Source organism: Nocardia sp. PE-7 (genome assembly GCF_030486425.1).
Taxonomy (GTDB): Bacteria; Actinomycetota; Actinomycetes; order Mycobacteriales; family Mycobacteriaceae; genus Nocardia; species Nocardia salmonicida_A.
Window position 1 is genome coordinate 1,718,237 of the sequence record NZ_CP129614.1, and the last position, 16,274, is coordinate 1,734,510.

At 68.7% G+C, this 16,274-nt stretch carries 18 protein-coding genes; 8 read left to right on the forward strand and 10 right to left on the reverse strand.

Translation table 11 applies throughout. The features are described from left to right. Positions 1–59: 59 nt before the first annotated feature. The 6 genes from QX204_RS08040 to QX204_RS08065 all read right to left on the reverse strand — a co-directional run bounded on the left by QX204_RS08040 (position 60) and on the right by QX204_RS08065 (position 5,555). A complete protein-coding gene (locus QX204_RS08040) occupies positions 60–806 on the reverse strand; it encodes a DUF8020 domain-containing protein (protein ID WP_301905933.1) in 747 nt (248 codons plus the stop codon). Between the two features lie 74 nt (positions 807–880). Further along, positions 881–2,137 (reverse strand): ABC transporter substrate-binding protein, encoded by a 1,257-nt coding sequence (locus tag QX204_RS08045; protein ID WP_301905934.1) that lies wholly within the window; start codon positions 2,135–2,137, stop codon positions 881–883. Continuing rightward, positions 2,127–3,179 (reverse strand): branched-chain amino acid ABC transporter permease, encoded by a 1,053-nt coding sequence (locus QX204_RS08050; RefSeq protein WP_301905935.1) that lies wholly within the window; start codon positions 3,177–3,179, stop codon positions 2,127–2,129. The genes QX204_RS08045 and QX204_RS08050 overlap by 11 nt, the downstream gene beginning before the upstream one ends. Then, positions 3,176–4,054: a branched-chain amino acid ABC transporter permease gene (locus tag QX204_RS08055; RefSeq protein WP_301905936.1), complete on the reverse strand. Its 879-nt coding sequence runs from the start codon at positions 4,052–4,054 to the stop codon at positions 3,176–3,178. Before QX204_RS08055 ends, QX204_RS08050 begins: the two co-directional genes overlap by 4 nt. After that, positions 4,051–4,800, reverse strand: a complete 750-nt coding sequence (locus QX204_RS08060) for an ABC transporter ATP-binding protein (RefSeq protein WP_301905937.1) — start codon at positions 4,798–4,800, stop codon at positions 4,051–4,053. The genes QX204_RS08055 and QX204_RS08060 overlap by 4 nt, the downstream gene beginning before the upstream one ends. Continuing rightward, a complete protein-coding gene (locus tag QX204_RS08065; protein ID WP_301905938.1) occupies positions 4,797–5,555 on the reverse strand; it encodes an ABC transporter ATP-binding protein in 759 nt (252 codons plus the stop codon). Before QX204_RS08065 ends, QX204_RS08060 begins: the two co-directional genes overlap by 4 nt. Before the next feature lie 134 nt (positions 5,556–5,689). Here QX204_RS08065 and QX204_RS08070 point away from each other — a divergent pair, with 134 nt between their 5' ends. Beyond that, positions 5,690–6,979 (forward strand): PucR family transcriptional regulator, encoded by a 1,290-nt coding sequence (locus QX204_RS08070; RefSeq protein WP_301905939.1) that lies wholly within the window; start codon positions 5,690–5,692, stop codon positions 6,977–6,979. Then, positions 6,976–7,320 (forward strand): phosphoribosyl-AMP cyclohydrolase, encoded by a 345-nt coding sequence (gene hisI, locus QX204_RS08075; RefSeq protein WP_301905940.1) that lies wholly within the window; start codon positions 6,976–6,978, stop codon positions 7,318–7,320. The genes QX204_RS08070 and hisI overlap by 4 nt, the downstream gene beginning before the upstream one ends. On the opposite strand, the gene QX204_RS08080 is transcribed toward hisI, so the two are convergent. From QX204_RS08080 to QX204_RS08095, 4 genes are all read right to left on the reverse strand, one after another. Then, on the reverse strand, positions 7,317–7,784 hold the full coding sequence (locus tag QX204_RS08080) for a MarR family winged helix-turn-helix transcriptional regulator (protein ID WP_301905941.1): 468 nt from the start codon (positions 7,782–7,784) through the stop codon (positions 7,317–7,319). The two genes, hisI and QX204_RS08080, sit on opposite strands and share 4 nt — an antisense overlap. A gap of 144 nt (positions 7,785–7,928) precedes the next feature. Continuing rightward, positions 7,929–8,501: a permease gene (locus QX204_RS08085; protein WP_301905942.1), complete on the reverse strand. Its 573-nt coding sequence runs from the start codon at positions 8,499–8,501 to the stop codon at positions 7,929–7,931. A 67-nt stretch (positions 8,502–8,568) separates the two neighbouring features. Then, the gene (locus QX204_RS08090; protein WP_301905944.1) at positions 8,569–9,039 is read right to left on the reverse strand and encodes a peroxiredoxin; all 471 of its coding nucleotides are present in this window, start codon (positions 9,037–9,039) and stop codon (positions 8,569–8,571) included. 73 nt (positions 9,040–9,112) lie between these two features. Then, positions 9,113–9,391: a hypothetical protein gene (locus QX204_RS08095; RefSeq protein WP_301905946.1), complete on the reverse strand. Its 279-nt coding sequence runs from the start codon at positions 9,389–9,391 to the stop codon at positions 9,113–9,115. Positions 9,392–9,524: 133 nt separating this feature from the next. Between QX204_RS08095 and QX204_RS08100 the strand changes: the two genes are divergently transcribed. The 6 genes from QX204_RS08100 to lgt all read left to right on the forward strand — a co-directional run bounded on the left by QX204_RS08100 (position 9,525) and on the right by lgt (position 16,126). Beyond that, entirely contained in the window at positions 9,525–11,063 is a 1,539-nt protein-coding gene (locus QX204_RS08100) for an anthranilate synthase component I (RefSeq protein ID WP_301905948.1), read from the forward strand. Beyond that, positions 11,060–11,809 carry a TIGR02234 family membrane protein gene (locus tag QX204_RS08105; protein WP_301905949.1) on the forward strand — a complete coding sequence of 250 codons (750 nt, stop codon included), beginning with the start codon at positions 11,060–11,062 and terminating at the stop codon, positions 11,807–11,809. Before QX204_RS08100 ends, QX204_RS08105 begins: the two co-directional genes overlap by 4 nt. A gap of 124 nt (positions 11,810–11,933) precedes the next feature. After that, a complete protein-coding gene (gene trpC, locus QX204_RS08110; RefSeq protein ID WP_056824640.1) occupies positions 11,934–12,755 on the forward strand; it encodes an indole-3-glycerol phosphate synthase TrpC in 822 nt (273 codons plus the stop codon). Further along, positions 12,752–14,020 carry a tryptophan synthase subunit beta gene (trpB, locus tag QX204_RS08115; protein WP_301905954.1) on the forward strand — a complete coding sequence of 423 codons (1,269 nt, stop codon included), beginning with the start codon at positions 12,752–12,754 and terminating at the stop codon, positions 14,018–14,020. The genes trpC and trpB overlap by 4 nt, the downstream gene beginning before the upstream one ends. 73 nt (positions 14,021–14,093) lie before the next feature. After that, positions 14,094–14,894, forward strand: coding sequence for a tryptophan synthase subunit alpha (gene trpA, locus QX204_RS08120; RefSeq protein ID WP_301905956.1), 801 nt, complete (start codon positions 14,094–14,096; stop codon positions 14,892–14,894). Positions 14,895–15,016: 122 nt separating this feature from the next. Beyond that, positions 15,017–16,126, forward strand: coding sequence for a prolipoprotein diacylglyceryl transferase (lgt, locus tag QX204_RS08125; RefSeq protein ID WP_301905958.1), 1,110 nt, complete (start codon positions 15,017–15,019; stop codon positions 16,124–16,126). The last annotated feature ends 148 nt before the right edge of the window (positions 16,127–16,274 follow it).

Here is a 16,274-nt window from a genome sequence, read left to right on the forward strand (position 1 = left end):
CACGAGCCGGCCCGCCCGACGAGTTGATCGGGCGGGCCGGCGAGAACGGCGGTGGGAGACTACTTCGGCGGTGTGGGAACCGCGGGGTCCTTGCAGTACGCTCCGAGCTCGGCCGGGCACGGCGCGAGAATCGTCGAGAAGTACTGGTAGGCGGAGAAGACCGCCAGCGGGCCACCGACGGTGACCAGGCCCAGCATCGTGCCGACCGCGCCGAGCGTGGCCGCGCCGAGCACACAACCGGCCACCGTGGCGCCGACCCACGGCACCAGCAGCACGATCACCGGGCTGGCGATGGTCGCACCCGCGGCACCGCCGACCAGACAGCCGATGCCGCCGCCGACCACCGCGCCGACGATGGCCGCCACGGCGCCGCCGACGCCGAGGCGCTGGCTGAGCACGCCGAGCGCGGCTTGATCACGCGGGGTGAAGGACTCGGCGATCTGCTGCGCGGCCGCGTCCTGGGTGATCACGTTCGTGGCCGCGGCCACCGGGGCGCCGTTCTCCTTGGACGGTGTCAGAGTCGCGGTGCCGCCGTCGATGGTGGCCGCGATCGGGAACACCTTGTCGTCCATGCGGTAGGTCAGCGGCAGCGCGGCGACCGGGGTGTCGGCGCCGGTGGTGAGCAGCAGCTGGCCGTCGACGATGTGCAGTTTGCCGTCGGTGGACAACACCGCCGAGTCACCCTGCCTGCTCACCTCGTAGCGCACCTCGGTCTGCGGTGCCGGATCGGCATTGCCGGTCCCGGTGCTGACGCACAGCGCCAGCGCGGTCATGGCCGCCGTGGCCAGAGTGGTTGACAACTTCATATTCGGATCCTCATCGTTCGGATATTTCGAGAAGCCGCGCACGCTGGGCTGCGCTGCGCAACATCGAGGGGCGACTACTTGCCGCTGGTGTCGATCAGGCCGCCGTCGGTGAGCGACCAGTGCTCGCCGACGAAGGTCTGGATACCGACGGCCTGGAGCGGATAGCCGTCGTCGGCACCGGTTTTCATCGAGATGCCGGGCAGCATCAGGTCGGCGGAGACGTTGTCGAGCGAGCGCATCGCGTCACGCAGGCCCTCGCGCGTCGGGCACTTCGCCGCTTCCATGGTCTTGCGGAAGCTCTCGGCCATCGTCCATCCGGCCATGGCGTGCTGGTTCTCCGGATCGGCGCCGGGGGCGTACTGCGCCAGCTTGGATCGGTAGGTCTGCATGCCCGAGTCGGAGGCCCAGCGCGGGTCGGCGGCGTCCTTGAGGAAGGCCGCGGTCACCGTGCCCTGGACGTTGGGCAGGCCCACCGGACGCAGGGTGGCCATGGTGTTGGAGACCACGGCGAGCACGTGCAACGGATTCCAGTCGGCGTTGCGCACATCGGCGGCGAGCGCCTGCGAGGCGAACTTCGGCGTCGAGAAGTTCAGCAGCACATCGGCTTTGGAGTTGGCCAGGTTGCGCACCTGGGCGTCGACGGTGGGGTCGGTGACCTCGAAGCTCTGCTCGGCGACCACCTTCACCCCGCTGCCGGCGACGCCCTCGGTGAACGCCGCGAGCAGGTCCTTGCCGAAGTCGTCGTTCTGGTAGAGCACCGCCACGGTGGCGTTGGGCCGCTGCGCCTTCACGTACTGGGCGTAGGCCAGACCCTCGGTGCGGTAGCTGGGCTGCCAACCGATGGTCCACGGGTGCTCGGTGCCCGCACCGAACTTGTTCGCCCCGGTGGCGACGAAGACCTGGGGGACCTTGCGCTGGTTGAGGTAGTCGGTGACCGCCGACGAGGTTGCCGTGCCGAGGGTTTGGAATACCGCGAAGACCTGGTCCTGTTCGACCAGGCGGCGGGTCTCCTCGACGGTCTTGGGCGGTTGGTAGCCGTCGTCGCGGACGATGTATTCGACTTTGCGGCCGTCGATGCCGCCCTGTTCGGCGTTGATGTAGTCGAAGTAGGCTTTGGCGCCCTTGGGGACTTCGCTGTAGGCCGAGGCCGGACCCGACAGTGGGTAGGCCCCGCCGAGTTTGATGGTGGTGTCGGTGATGCCGGTGGTCTGCTGGCCCTGGCAGTCGCCTTGACCGACGGAGCCGGTCTCCTCGCCACGACCACCACACGCGGTGAGGGTCGCGAGAAGCGCGGCCGTGACCCCGATGGAGCGGATTGCCCTAGTGCGCATGAGTTTTCCCTTTCCGGACACGATGTCCGAGCCATTGCGTCCACTGGGTGGCCAGGCCGGCCAAACCCTTCGGCGCGAGGTACATGACCGCGATGATCAGCAGTCCGAAGATGACGCCGGGTGCGGCTTGGTTGACGTCCTGGGCGAAGCTGGGCACGAACATCACGAACAGTCCGCCCAGCAGCGGGCCCCAGGTGGTGCCGAGCCCGCCGACGACCAGCCCGGCCAGCAGCGTGATCGACAACGTCAGCGCGAACGAATCAGGCGAGACGAACGCGATCACCCAGGTGTAGACCGCGCCCGCGATGCCGGCGAGCAGCGCGCTCCAGGCGAAGGCGAGCGTTTTGTAGTGGGCCAGGTTCACCCCGAGCACCTCGGCGGCGATCTCGTTGTCGCGCACCGCGTGCAGCGCGCGGCCCACTCGCGAGCGCAGCATCCCGGCGACCAACACGAAGCTGAGCACAGTGGTGGCCAGCGCCAGGAAGTACAGCCACTGGTCCTCGGCGAGGCCGGTCCACGCGGGCGGCACCGGCTTGTCGACGACGAGTCCCATCGAGCCGCCGGTCAGGCCGTCGAACCGCTTGAGCAGGGGGACCAGGAAGATCGCGATGGCCAGGGTGACCAGCGCCAGGTACAGCCCGCGCAGTCGCAGCGCCGGGACGCCGAGAGCGAAACCGAGGACGAAGGTGACGGCCGCGGCGATCGGGATGGTCGCGAGATACGGTAGGTCCCAGCGCTCCATCGCGATCGCGGCGGTGTAGGCGCCGACCGCGAAGAAGGCCCCGTGGCCGAGCGAGATCTGGCCGGTGTGACCGACCAGCAGGTTCAGGCCGAGCAGGGTGACCGCGTAGATCATCGCCATGGCCAGCTGGAAGGTGTGGAAGGGCACCAGCTGGAAGGGGGCGAGGCAGGCCAGCAGGAGCACTGCGGCCGTCGCGAGGAGCGGCCAGCGCAGCGTCGTCAGCCGGTGCGGGATCGGTTTCGCGACCGGCGTTGCCGAAGGAGCTGCCGAAGGCGTTGCCGCAATGTTGGTTTCGCTCATACTCTTTCCACCGCCGCGTGTCCGAACAGACCTTGCGGGCGCAGCAACAGCACGCCCAGGATGATCACCAGCGGGACACCGATCTTGAGTTCGGTGCCGATCGCGTCGACGTAAGCGCCGGTGAGGGTTTCGGCGACGCCGACGATCAGACCGCCCGCCACCGCGCCGCCGGGCGAATCGAACCCGCCCAGCGTCGCCGCGGCGAAGGCGTAGATGAGGACTCCGCCCATCATGTTGGGGTCGAGGAACAGCAGCGGCGCCGACAGCACCCCCGAGACCGCACCGACCAGCGCGGCCAGTCCCCAGCCGAGCGCGAGCACGGTGCCGACCCGGATGCCGACGAGTTTGGCCGACTGCGGGTTACACGCCACCGCCCGCATCGCCAGGCCGATCCTGGTGTAGCGGAACAGCAGATACAGCAGCGCCATGACCACGGCGACGACGAGCAGGATACCGAGACTGCCGTAGCCCACGCTCAGGCCGCCACCACGGAGAGCCCCCTCGGGGAAGGGATTCGGGAACGATTTGGTCTGATACGACCAGATCCAGCCCGCGGCGGCGTGGATGGTGAAGAACAGACCGACGGTGACGATCACCAGGGTGATCTCGGGTGCGCCCTCGACCGGACGGATCACCACCCGTTCGATCAGCATGCCGCCGGCGAACGAGATGACGAGGGTGAGGATCAGCGCTGCCCAGAACGGCATGATCTGGCTCAGCTGCCAGGCCAGGAACGCCGAGAACATGGCCAGCTCGCCCTGGGCGAAGTTGACGATCCCGGTGAATCGGTAGATGAGCACCAGCGCCAGCGCGAGACCCGCGTAGATAGCGCCCGCGGACAGGCCTTCGACGAGTTGCTGCAGGAATTCGATCACGGCTTCACCTGGATTCCCAGGTAGGAGCGGGTGACCTGCTCATCGGCCCTGATCTGGGCGGCGGTGCCCGACAACACGATGCGCCCGGTTTCCAGGACGTGCGCCTGTTGGGCGACACCGAGCGCGAGGTGGGCGTTCTGTTCGACGACGATCACCGTGGTGCGTTCCTCTTCGTTGATGGTGGCGACGATCCTGAACAACTCCTGGGTGACCAGCGGTGAGAGGCCGAGCGAGGGTTCGTCGAGCAGCAGCATGCGTGGGCGCAGCATCAGCGCTCGGCCGATGGCGAGCATCTGCTGCTGGCCGCCGGACAGGCCGCCCGCGGCGTCGCGCTGTTTGTCGCGCAGGATCGGGAAGTAGTCGTAGACGCGGCGCAGGTCGGTGTCGACGGCGGCGCGGTCACGGCGGGTGTAGGCGCCGAGACGCAGGTTCTCCTCGACGGTGAGCGGGGCGAAGGTGCCGCGTCCCTCGGGGACGTGGGCGACGCCGAGGCGCGCCATCGATTCCGGTGCGCGACCGGATACTTCGTCACCGTCGAGAATCAGGCTGCCGCGAACCTTGATCATCCCGCACAGGGCGCGCAGCAGGGTGGTCTTACCGGCGCCGTTGGGGCCGAGGATCGCGCACACGGCGCCCTGCTCGACCGAGAAGCTGACGCCGTGCAGGACTTTCGCCGCACCGTAACCGGCATGCAGATCGGTGACTGTCAGAAACGCGTTGTCGGCCGTCGGCCAGTGCTCGCTCATGCCGAAGCCCCCAGGTACGCGCGGATGACGGCCGGATCCTGCTGCACCGCTTCGGGTTCGCCCTCGGCGATCACCTGGCCGAATTCGAGGCAGATCACCCGGTCGCAGGTGCCCATCACGAAACCCATGTGGTGTTCGACGACGATCACGGTGAGCGCGAGGTCGGCTTGCAGGCCACGCAGGCGGGCGGCGAATTCGTCGACTTCCCCGTGGCTCAAGCCGTTCACCGGTTCGTCGAGTAGCAGCAGTTGTGGCCGCACCGCCAGCGCTCTGGCGAGTTCGATGCGTTTGAGGGTGCCGAAGGGCAGGCCGGCGGCCGGGTGGTCGGCGACCGCGGTCAGGTCGAGGCGTTCGAGCAGTTCGTCGGCCTCGGCGCGCAGCAGCTTTTCCTCCTTGCGGACCTTCGGCAACCGCAGGCCGGCTGAGACGAAGCCCGCGCAGGCCCGGTGGTGCGCGCCGACGAGGACGTTCTCGCGCACCGAGAGGCGGGGGAACAGGCCGAGGTTCTGAAACGTGCGGGCGATGCCGAGCGAGGCAAGCGCGTCGGGCCGCACCGTGGACAGATCGGTGTCGAGGTAACGCATGGTGCCCGACGTCAGCCGATTGCGCCGGGTCATGCAGTTGAACAGGGTGGTCTTGCCGGCGCCGTTGGGTCCGATCAGGCCGACCATCTCGCCGGGAGCGACCGTGAACCCGACGTCCTGTAAAGCGGTGATGCCGCCGAAGCGCACCGTCAGGTTGGTTATCTCGAGCATGTGACGAACACTAAGACCGCAGGTCGGAGCCCACATCGGACGTTGCGGACCAAGAAATTCGGCCGGTGCTCGTCCGCTGCGGACAGTGTGACGTGGTTGACACTGTGGGCGCGTTGCATGCACACTCCCGAAATATGTCAGCTGGATCACTTTTATCCGTTTCGACCGAGTCCGATCAGGTGCGGGCCGAGCGTCACCGGATAGCGGGCGCCGCTTACGACCACGCCGACGAGATCGCCGACGATGTGATGGCCAAGATCCGCGCCGAGCTGCCCGGCTACGCCACCGCGGGTCCCGGTCTGCTCGATGACGTGCACGATCAGCTCGCCCGGCTGAGCCGCACCGGGCTCGGTGCGTTGCTCGAGCACCGACGCGTCTGCCCGTCCGACGTCGCCTACGCGCGGCAGGCGGCGGCGCGGCGGGCCCGTACCGGGCTGCCGCTGGTCGACTACATCGCCGCGTTCCGGCTCGGCCAGCGCGCCATCTGGAAATCGCTGCTCGCGCACGCGGGCGATTCCGAGGCGGGCCGCGCGGCCGTGCTGTCGCTGGCGGGCCCGCTGGCGCGCTACACCGATCTGATCAGTACCCAGGCCACCGACGCCTATCTGGAATTCCAGCAGTACGTGGCCGCCGAATCGGGGCGCGACTCGCAGGCTCTGATGGACGCGTTGCTCGACGGCGCGTTGCCCGCGAGCGGTCCGCACCTGTCGGTGGCCACCGCGCACGGCATCGGGGCCGAACGCGCCACGCCGGTGGTCGTCGTCACCGCGGTGGTCCTGGACCGGGGCGAGGACTCGTCCGAAAGTCTGCTCCAGGCAAGGCAATTGGTGTCCGCGGCGCTTGCCCGCTGCACGGTCAACGGACTGCGGACCCTGTCGGTGGTGCGCGGATCCGAGATCGTCGCGGTGCCCGCGCTCGGTGCGGGCGCCGCGGCCGACGGACTGTGCGAGCGGCTGCGCGCGATGCAGGACGAACTGGGCGCCGAGGGCATCACCCTCGCCATCGGGGTGAGCACCACGGTGACCGAGGTCGCCCAGATTCCGCGCGCCTACCGGCAGGCGCAGGCCGCGCTCGAGCTCCTGCCCGAAGGGGGTGGGGTACTCGCGTTGCCGCAGATCACGCCATTCAAATACCTGCTCTTGCGTGCCGACGACACGACCCGCCAGCTGGTCGACCCGCGCATCGGCAGCGCGCTGGCCGAGGACCGTGTTCGCGGCGGGACCCTGGCCGAGACGATCCGCGCCTTCGCCGCCGCCGACATGAATCTGCGCGAGGCCGCCGACACCCTCCACATCCACCTCAATACGGCCAAATACCGCCTCGGCCGGATCCAGGAACTCACCGGTCGCAATGTGCGCAGCGTGAACGACCTCGTCGAACTGCTGGTGGCCATCGAACTGGCTGCTGTTATAAACGAGGCATGAGCCTCGACCCTGCCATCGCCGCCCGCCTCAAGCGCACCGAGGACGGACTGATCGCCGCGATCGCGCAGGAGAAGGCGACCGGTGACGTGCTGATGATGGCGTGGATGGACGACGAGGCGCTGGCCCGCACCCTGAAAACCCGTCGGGCGACCTACTATTCGCGCTCGCGGCAGCAGTACTGGGTCAAGGGCGAGACCTCCGGGCACACCCAGTACGTGCACGAGGTGCGCCTCGACTGCGACGGCGACACACTGCTGCTGATCGTCGACCAGGAAGGCGCGGCCTGCCACACCGGCACCCACACCTGCTTCGACGCCGACGTCCTGCTCGCCGCGGACTAGTCGTCGTCTTCGGCCAGGATGCGATTCAACCGGTCGGACAGAGCTTCCCCGAGCACCGCCAGTTGCGCGGTCTGCTGATCGGTGAGACCGTCGAGCACGAGCTTGCGCACGGCGTCGACATAGCCGGGGGCGGCTTCGATCACCTTCTCGAAACCCGCGTCGGTGAGTACCGCGTGCACGCCGCGTCGACCCGCGGTGGTGTCGCGTCGCGCCCAGCCGAGTCGTTCCAGCTTCGACACCACATGCGACAGTCGCGATAGCGACGCATTTGCCTTGTGGGCGAGATCACTCAACTGCAGACGATGGCCCGGCTCCTCCGAGAGCACGCTGAGCACTCGGAACTCGAAATGGGTGAGCCCGGACTCGCGTTGCAGCCGGGTGTCCAGCGCGCCGGGAATCCGGGTCATGAGCGCGACGATCGCGTGCCATGCGCGTTGTTCGACGGGGTCGAGCCACTGAGTCATGGCCGTAACTGCCTCGCGGCCGGACGGCGGACATGGTGGAGTTGGGCGCGCACAAGAAAGAGTTTGCCACGACGTCGCTGTGGCGTCCGCGAGTTGGTGGTGGTCGTGAGGTCACTCACATCACCGCGGGGGAGTGTGTGAAGGCTATCGATCGCCGGTCATCGGCGGGGTGACGGGCTCCGGCGTCGAGGCGGCGGCCTTGGCGGCCCGGTGACGGCTGAATCCACGCTTGCCCAGCAGCGCGAGCGCCAGTGCGAACACCACCGCCGCGAGGATGGCGCCCACCAGGCAGGCCCCGCGGAAGGCCGGTGCGTCGACATCCAGAATGCGTTGACCGGCGTGTGCGGCATTGTTGCCGCCGAGCACGATCGTCAAGGTCATCAGATTCGGCAGCGAGCAGGCCAGTGCGACGATCACCGCCGCGCCCGCCATGAACTTGCCGCCCTTGCGCTTCCAGACCCGCACCGCGAATATCAGCAGCAGCAGTGGCAGCAGGGTGAAGACGAATCCATAGACCAGTCCCCACCAGATGCCCGAGCTGAAACTGCCGTGCACGGTGTTGGCCAGTCGCTGCGCCCACCATCGGGGGATGAACGAGGAAAGCACGAAGTAGGCGATCACCAGCACGACCACCGTGGCGAGCGTCATGATCGCCCGGTTGCGCCAGATGACGGCTGTGGATTTCTGACCGCTCGACTGCACCTCGCCGGTTGTCATCTGGTCAGCGTATGTGCGTCGAGGTCGCCGGGCGGCGATCCGTCGCCCGGCGATTCGTCGATCGGTACTACTCCGGGGTGTGGCTGCGTTCGCGCAGGAAAGCCAGGGCGTCGTCGGCGTGCACGGCCGCGCGCAGTTCACCGGTGATGATCTTCAGGATGGTGCGGTCGGTGTCGATGACGAAGGTGTGCCGTTTGACGGGGGCGAGTTTGCCCAGCAGTCCACGCTTGACGCCGAATTCGGCGGCCACCGCGCCGTCGTGATCGGACAGCACGGGGTAATCGAGGCGCTGCTTGGTGGCGAAACCGGCCTGCACCTCGGTGCTGTCGGTGCTGATGCCGACGCACGAGGCGCCGAGCGCGGCGAACTCGCCGCTCAGATCCCGGAAGTGGCAGGCTTCCGCGGTGCACACCGGGGTATTGGCGGCGGGGTAGAAGAACAGCACCACCGGGCCGTCGGCGAGCAAGTCGTCGAGTGAGCGGAGCTGGGCGGACTGATCGGGGAGCTCGAACTGCGGAGCGCGCTGGCCTGGCTGCATGCCCAGACAGTAACGATCAGCGACCCGGTAAGGAAGATCCCCGCTCACGCAGACGAGCGGGGATCCGCGCGGCCTACTTGTCGAGCAGCGCCGCGATGTCGGGATTGCGGATCTGCATCACGTCGAGGATGCCGTGCGCGCGCAGGAGGGGTTCCAGCTCACGGATTCGGTCGCTGTGCCCGGCGTACTCGTCGGGGAAGTTCTTCTTGTCGAGGTCCTGGATGGCCTTGGCGTAGGTGACGAACGAATTGAGCGCGCTCGTGGACACCGCCTGCTGGCCGGGACCGTAGTGCTGCTGCGACGGGACAGCCAGCCGGCCGTCCTGTGCGCCCTGGTGCGAGGGGTACAACATTGCTCCTCTCGGAAAGGGGATTACCGCATGCGACATGGAACGCGCGAGAGTGTAGTGATGCCGGTCACCGCCTGATTCGGCGCGGGGTCGGGTCCGCGCGCGTCGGCGGCGGCACGCCTGGGATGATGGGCACATGCAGGGCGCGTCGACACCAACCACCACGACCCGCGAACAGTTCCGGCTGCTCGCCGCCGAGCACCGGGTCGTCCCGGTGACCCGAAAGGTGCTGGCGGACTCCGAAACTCCGCTCTCGGCCTATTCCAAACTGGCCGGCGACCGGCCTGGGACCTTCCTGTTCGAATCCGCGGAGAACGGGCGTTCGTGGTCGCGCTGGTCGTTCATCGGCGCGGGCAGCCCGTCCGCGCTCACCGTCGTCGACGGGGAAGCCGCCTGGCTGGGTACGGTGCCCGCCGACGCACCCACCGGCGGTGATCCGCTGCGCGTGCTGCACGAGACGCTCGAACTGCTGCGCACCGAACGGCTGCCCGGTCTCCCGCCGCTCACCGGCGGCATGGTCGGCTTTCTCGGCTACGACGCGGTGCGCCGGATCGAACGGCTGCCCGAACTCGCCACCGACGATCTGCAAGTTCCCGAGCTGGTGCTCATGCTGGCCACCGATTTGGCCGCGTTCGACCACCACGAGGGTGCGATCACCCTCATCGCCAACGCGGTGAACTGGGACGGCACCGACTCCCGCGTCGACGCCGCCTACGACGACGCCGTCGCCCGGCTCGACCGGATGACCGCCGCGCTGGCCACCCCGGCGCCTTCGACGGTGTCGGTCTTCGACCAGCCCGAACCGCAGTTCCTGCGCCGACGGACCACCGAGGAATTCGGTGCGGGCGTGCGCCGCCTGATCAAGGAGATCGAGGCGGGCGAGGCGTTCCAGGTGGTGCTCTCGCAGCGCTTCGAAATGGACTACACCGGGTCCCCGCTCGCGGTCTACCGGATGCTGCGGGCCTCGAACCCGAGCCCGTACATGTATCTGATGCACATCCCCGACGGTGAGGGCGGCACCGCGTTCTCCATCGTCGGATCGAGTCCCGAATCGCTGGTCACCGTGAAAGACGGGGTGGCCACGACACATCCGATCGCGGGCACCCGCTGGCGTGGCGAGAGTGCCGAGGACGACGTCCTGCTCGAGAAGGATCTGCTCGCCGACGAGAAGGAGAACGCCGAGCACCTGATGCTCGTCGACCTCGGTCGCAACGATCTCGGACGGGTCTGCCGTCCCGGCACGGTGAAGGTCACCCAGTACCGCCACGTGGAGCGGTACAGCCACGTGATGCACCTGGTTTCGACGGTGTCGGGGCTGCTCGCCGAGGGCAAGGACGCGCTCGACGCGGTGCGGGCCTGCTTCCCCGCGGGCACGTTGTCGGGAGCGCCGAAGGTGCGGGCGATGGAACTGATCGAGGAACTGGAACCCACCCGTCGCGGCATCTACGGCGGCGTGGTCGGCTACCTCGACTTCGCCGGCGACGCCGACACCGCTATCGCCATCCGCACCGCCCTGCTCAAGGACGGCACCGCCTATGTCCAGGCGGGCGCGGGCGTGGTCGCCGACTCCGACCCGATCGCCGAGGACACCGAGGCCCGCAACAAGGCCATGGCGGTCCTCAAGGCGATCGCGGCGGCACAGACGCTGCGCACCTACGAAGGCGGGGCCTTATGACGGCCACACCAGGAGAAGACGACGCCGGTCGGTCCGTCGACGCGGCTGACACCGACGTGTCGGCGACGAGCGCCACGCCCGCCCCGCCAGCGAAGCCGATCGTTCCGGTCGTCTTGCTCGCGCTGGCGGCCGCCGGTCTGTGGGCGTCCTCGCGGATGACGTGGGTGACGGTGCACTCGGCCGACGGACTCACCGAACCGCGCACCGACGACCTCGACGGTGGCGTGTGGTTCGGCGCCCTCACCCCGCTCGCGCTGGTACTGGTCGCCTCGATCGCAGCGGTCTTCGCGGTCAAGGGTGTGCTGCGTCAGCTGCTCGGGGTGGTGATCTCGGTGGTGGCCGCGGCCGCCGCGGTGCCGGGCTTCGCGCTGGCCGTCGGGGCGGGTAGGACCGCCGAACGCGCGGGCACGCTGGCCGAGCTGCCGGTGCGCGCGGTGGTCAGCTCCGCCGAGACGCACCTCGCCCCCGCGATCCTGTCGATCGTCGCGGCGAGCCTGGCACTGGCCGCGGGCATCCTGCTCACGCGCCGCCCCGGTGAACGCGCCGAGGTCTCCGACAGATACGACAACCCCGTGTTCCGCAAGGCCGACGCCAGCGCCGCGGTGAGCAAGCAGAACGCGGAGACCGGAACCGCGGCGCCACTGTCGGACCGGGTGCTGTGGGACGCGCTCGACGCGGGCACCGACCCGACCGACACCTCCGACACCGCGGGCGCCGACCAGCGTCCGGCCGAGGGAAACAAGTGACCGGCAGCACCCCCGCCGCAGTGACACGCGCGACGGGCATTTATTCTTTACCAGCATCGGTGAGACAGCGCCTGAGGGGACTCTCGGGCGAGAAGTGCGTCTCCCCAGAAAGGATTCGAGCCAGATGACGGTACTCGACTCGATTCTCGACGGGGTCCGAGCGGATGTTGCCGCTCGCGAAGCCCTCCTCGATTTTCAAGCGATCAAAGCTGCTGCCGCCGCGGTCAAGGGACCGCTGGACGCACACGCCGCGCTGCACGAGGACGGAATCGGTGTCATCGCCGAGGTGAAGCGAGCCAGCCCCTCCAAGGGCGCGCTGGCCGACATCCCCGATCCCGCCGTGCTGGCCAAGGCCTACGAAGACGGTGGCGCGCGCATCATCAGCGTGCTCACCGAGGGCCGCCGCTTCGGCGGATCGCTCGACGATCTCGACGCCGTGCGCGCCGCCGTGAACATCCCGGTGCTGCGCAAGGACTTCGTCGTCGGTCCGTACCAGATCCACGAGGCCCGTGCCCACGGCGCGGACGTGATCCTGCTGATCGTGGCCGCGCTCGAACAGGACGTGCTGGCCTCGCTGATCGACCGCACCGAATCCCTCGGCATGACCGCCCTGGTGGAAGTGCACACCGAGGAAGAGGCCGACCGCGCCCTCGAAGCCGGTGCGACGGTGATCGGCATCAACGCGCGCAACCTCAAGACCCTCGAGGTCGACCGCGATGTGTTCGCTCGGATCGCGCCGGGCCTGCCCTCCGAGGTCATCCGGGTGGCCGAGTCCGGCATCCGCGGCACCGCCGACCTGCTGGCCTACGCCGGCGCAGGCGCCGATGCCGTGCTCGTCGGCGAGGGCCTGGTGACCAGCGGTAACCCGCGTTCGGCCGTGTCCGAACTGGTGACCGCGGGCACGCACCCGTCCTGCCCGAAGCCGGCCCGCCGGAGCATCCGGTGACGGTGCTTCCCCCGGCGAGCGCCGGCGTCGCCCAGCACTCCGACTACGAACCCGACGCGGGCGGCCACTTCGGCGTCTACGGCGGACGCCACGTCCCCGAGGCGCTGATGGCCGTGATCGAAGAGGTCACCGCCGAGTACGACAAGATCCGCACCGATCGCACCTTCCTCGACGAGCTCGACCGGTTGCAGCGCGACTACACCGGCCGTCCGTCGCCGGTGTTCGAATGCACCCGGCTGGCCGAGCACGCCGGTGGCGCGCGGATCTTCCTCAAGCGCGAGGACCTCAACCACACCGGCTCGCACAAGATCAACAATGTGCTCGGCCAGGCCCTGCTCGCCAAGCGAATGGGCAAGACCCGCGTCATCGCCGAGACCGGTGCGGGCCAGCACGGCGTCGCGACCGCCACCGCGTGCGCGCTGCTCGGCCTCGACTGCGTGATCTACATGGGCGCGGTCGACACCGCCCGCCAGGCGCTGAACGTGGCCCGCATGCGGCTGCTCGGCGCCGAGGTGATTCCGGTGACTTCGGGCTCGCAGACCCTCAAGGACGCCATCAACGAGGCGTTGCGCGACTGGGTCAGCAACGCCGACGACACGTTCTACTGCTTCGGCACCGCCGCGGGCCCGCACCCGTTCCCGCTGCTGGTGCGTGATTTCCAGCGCGTGATCGGCTTGGAGGCGCACGAGCAGATCCAGTCCACGGAGCAGGCGGGCAGGCTGCCCGATGCCGTCGTGGCCTGCGTCGGCGGCGGTTCCAACGCCATCGGCATCTTCCACGCGTTCATTCCCGACGCGGGCGTGCGCCTCGTCGGTTTCGAAGCGGCCGGTGACGGCGTCGAAACCGGCCGCCACGCCGCCACCTTCACCGGCGGCACCCCCGGCGCGTTCCAGGGCGCGTACTCGTACCTGCTGCAGGACGAGGACGGCCAGACCATCGAATCGCATTCGATCTCGGCCGGTCTCGACTACCCGGGCGTCGGCCCCGAGCACGCCCACCTCAAGGACATCGGCCGCGCCGAATACCGGCCGATCACCGACACCGAGGCGATGGACGCGCTGCTGTTGCTCTCGCGCACCGAGGGCATCATCCCGGCGATCGAGTCCGCGCACGCGGTGGCGGGCGCGTTGAAGCTGGGCAAGGAACTCGGCGAGGGCGCGGTCATCCTGGTCAACCTGTCCGGTCGTGGCGACAAGGACATGGACACCGCGGGCCGCTGGTTCGGCCTGTTCGATGACGACGCCGCCGAGGAGAACAAGCAGTGAGCGAGCGCAGCGAGCGAACCAACAACACAGCGTCCGTGACGTCGGCCGCGACGAGCGTCAGCGAGGAACGGCCGTGAGTCAGCAGTCCCGTCTCGCGAACACCTTCGCCGCCGCGCGTAGCGAAGGTCGGGCCGCCCTGATCGGGTACCTGCCCGCGGGCTTTCCCGACCTCGCCGGATCCATCGCCGCCTGCCGTGCCCTGGTCGAAGCCGGTTGCGACATCGTCGAAGTGGGCGTCGCCTACTCCGATCCGGTGATGGACGGCCCGGTCATCCAGGCCGCCGCCGAGCAGGCGCTGCGCAGCGGGGTGCGGGTGCGCGACGTGTTCTCCGTCGTCGAGGCGATCGCCGACGCCGGTGGTCAGGCCGTGGTGATGAGCTACTGGAACCCGGTGCTCAGCTACGGCGTCGACACCTTCGCCCGCGACCTGGCCGCGGCCGGCGGCGCCGGGATGATCACCCCGAACCTGATTCCCGACGAGGCCGACGACTGGTTCGTCGCCTCGTCCACCCACAATCTGGATCGCATCTTCCTGGTCGCACCGTCCTCGACCGAAGAGCGTCTGGTCAAGACCCTGGAAGCCTCGCGTGGCTTCATCTACGCGGCCTCGACCATGGGTGTGACCGGTGCGCGCGACGCGGTCTCCTCGGCCGCCCCCGCGCTGTGCTCGCGCATCCGCGCGCATTCCGACATCCCGATCGGCGTCGGCCTCGGCGTGCGTTCGGGTGCGCAGGCCGCCGAGATCGCCGCGTACGCCGACGGCGTCATCGTCGGTTCGGCGCTGGTCTCGGCGGTCCCCGAGGGCCTCGACGCGGTCCGCGCGCTGACGGCCGAACTGGCCGAGGGTGTGCGTTCGGCGACCGTTCGATCCTAGAAGTGACAAGCGATGGGCCCGGCTGCTGATCAGCGGCCGGGCCCATCGCTTGTCACCGGCCCGCCGTCCGCCATCCGGGTCGCGGCAACACGCCCGTAAGACTCTCCACTAACGTGGGCCGGGTGAACTCAGTCCTGGCCTATATTCCGAGTCCGCCCCAGGGGGTCTGGCAACTCGGACCCTTCCCGCTGCGGGCATACGCACTGTTCATCATTCTCGGCATCGTCGTCGCCATCTGGTGGGGGGAACGGCGGTGGCGCGAGCGCGGTGGTCAGCCGGGCGCCGTGCTCGATGTCGCGATGTTCGCGGTGCCGTTCGGCCTGGTCGGCGGGCGGATCTACCACGTGGCCACCGACTGGCAGAAGTACTTCGGCGAGGGCAAGCACCCCGTCGAGGCGCTCTATATCTGGCAGGGCGGCCTCGGCATCTGGGGTGCGGTGTTCTTCGGCGCCATCGGCGCCTGGATCGGCTGCCGGATATACAAGATCCCGCTGCCCGCGCTCGGCGACTCGGTGGCGCCCGCGGTGCTGCTGGCACAGGCGATCGGCCGGCTCGGCAACTACTTCAATCAGGAGCTCTACGGACGCGCCACCGAGGTCCCGTGGGGTCTCGAGATCTACGAGCGGTTCGACCCGGAGACCGGCGCGCGCGACATGATGAACGGGGTGTCGACCGGGCGCGTGCTCGAGGTCGTGCAGCCGACGTTCCTCTACGAGCTCGTCTGGAACGTGCTGGTCGTCATCGCGCTGGTGCTGCTCGACAAGCGCTACAAGATCGGTCACGGTCGCCTGTTCGCGCTCTATGTCGCGGGCTACAGCTTCGGCCGTTTCTTCGTCGAACTGCTGCGCAGCGACGAAGCCACCCACATTCTCGGCATCAGGATCAACTCGTTCACCTCCGCGCTCGTCTTCCTCGGCGCCATGGCCTACTTCGCGCTGGCGACCAAGGGCCGCGAGACACCGGCGCAGTTGCAGCCCGATGCTGAGCCGCGTCCGTGGCCGTGGCAGTTCGCCGCGCTGCGGGCGGCCGGTGCGGCCGACGACACCGTGGCGGCGACGGACGCCGAGACCGCGGCCGTCGATGTCACGAAGAAGTCGGATTCGGCTGCGGTGAAACAGGATTCAGACGATGCGGCCGACGAAAAGGCCGCGGCGGAGGCGGTCGGTGAGGACTCCACGTCCGCGACCGACGACTCCGCGGAGTCGACGAAATCAGGTGCGAAGAAGTCCTGATCCACGACAGTTTTCGTGGCTTCGGCGGGCGTCCGGCAACATTGCGGACGCCCGCCGCGATATTCCGAATGTATGGCGCGCGCCGATCGGTGGCACCCGACAAGACAACACAGGGCAGTACCGGCAACAATGTCGGCGTGATCGTCGC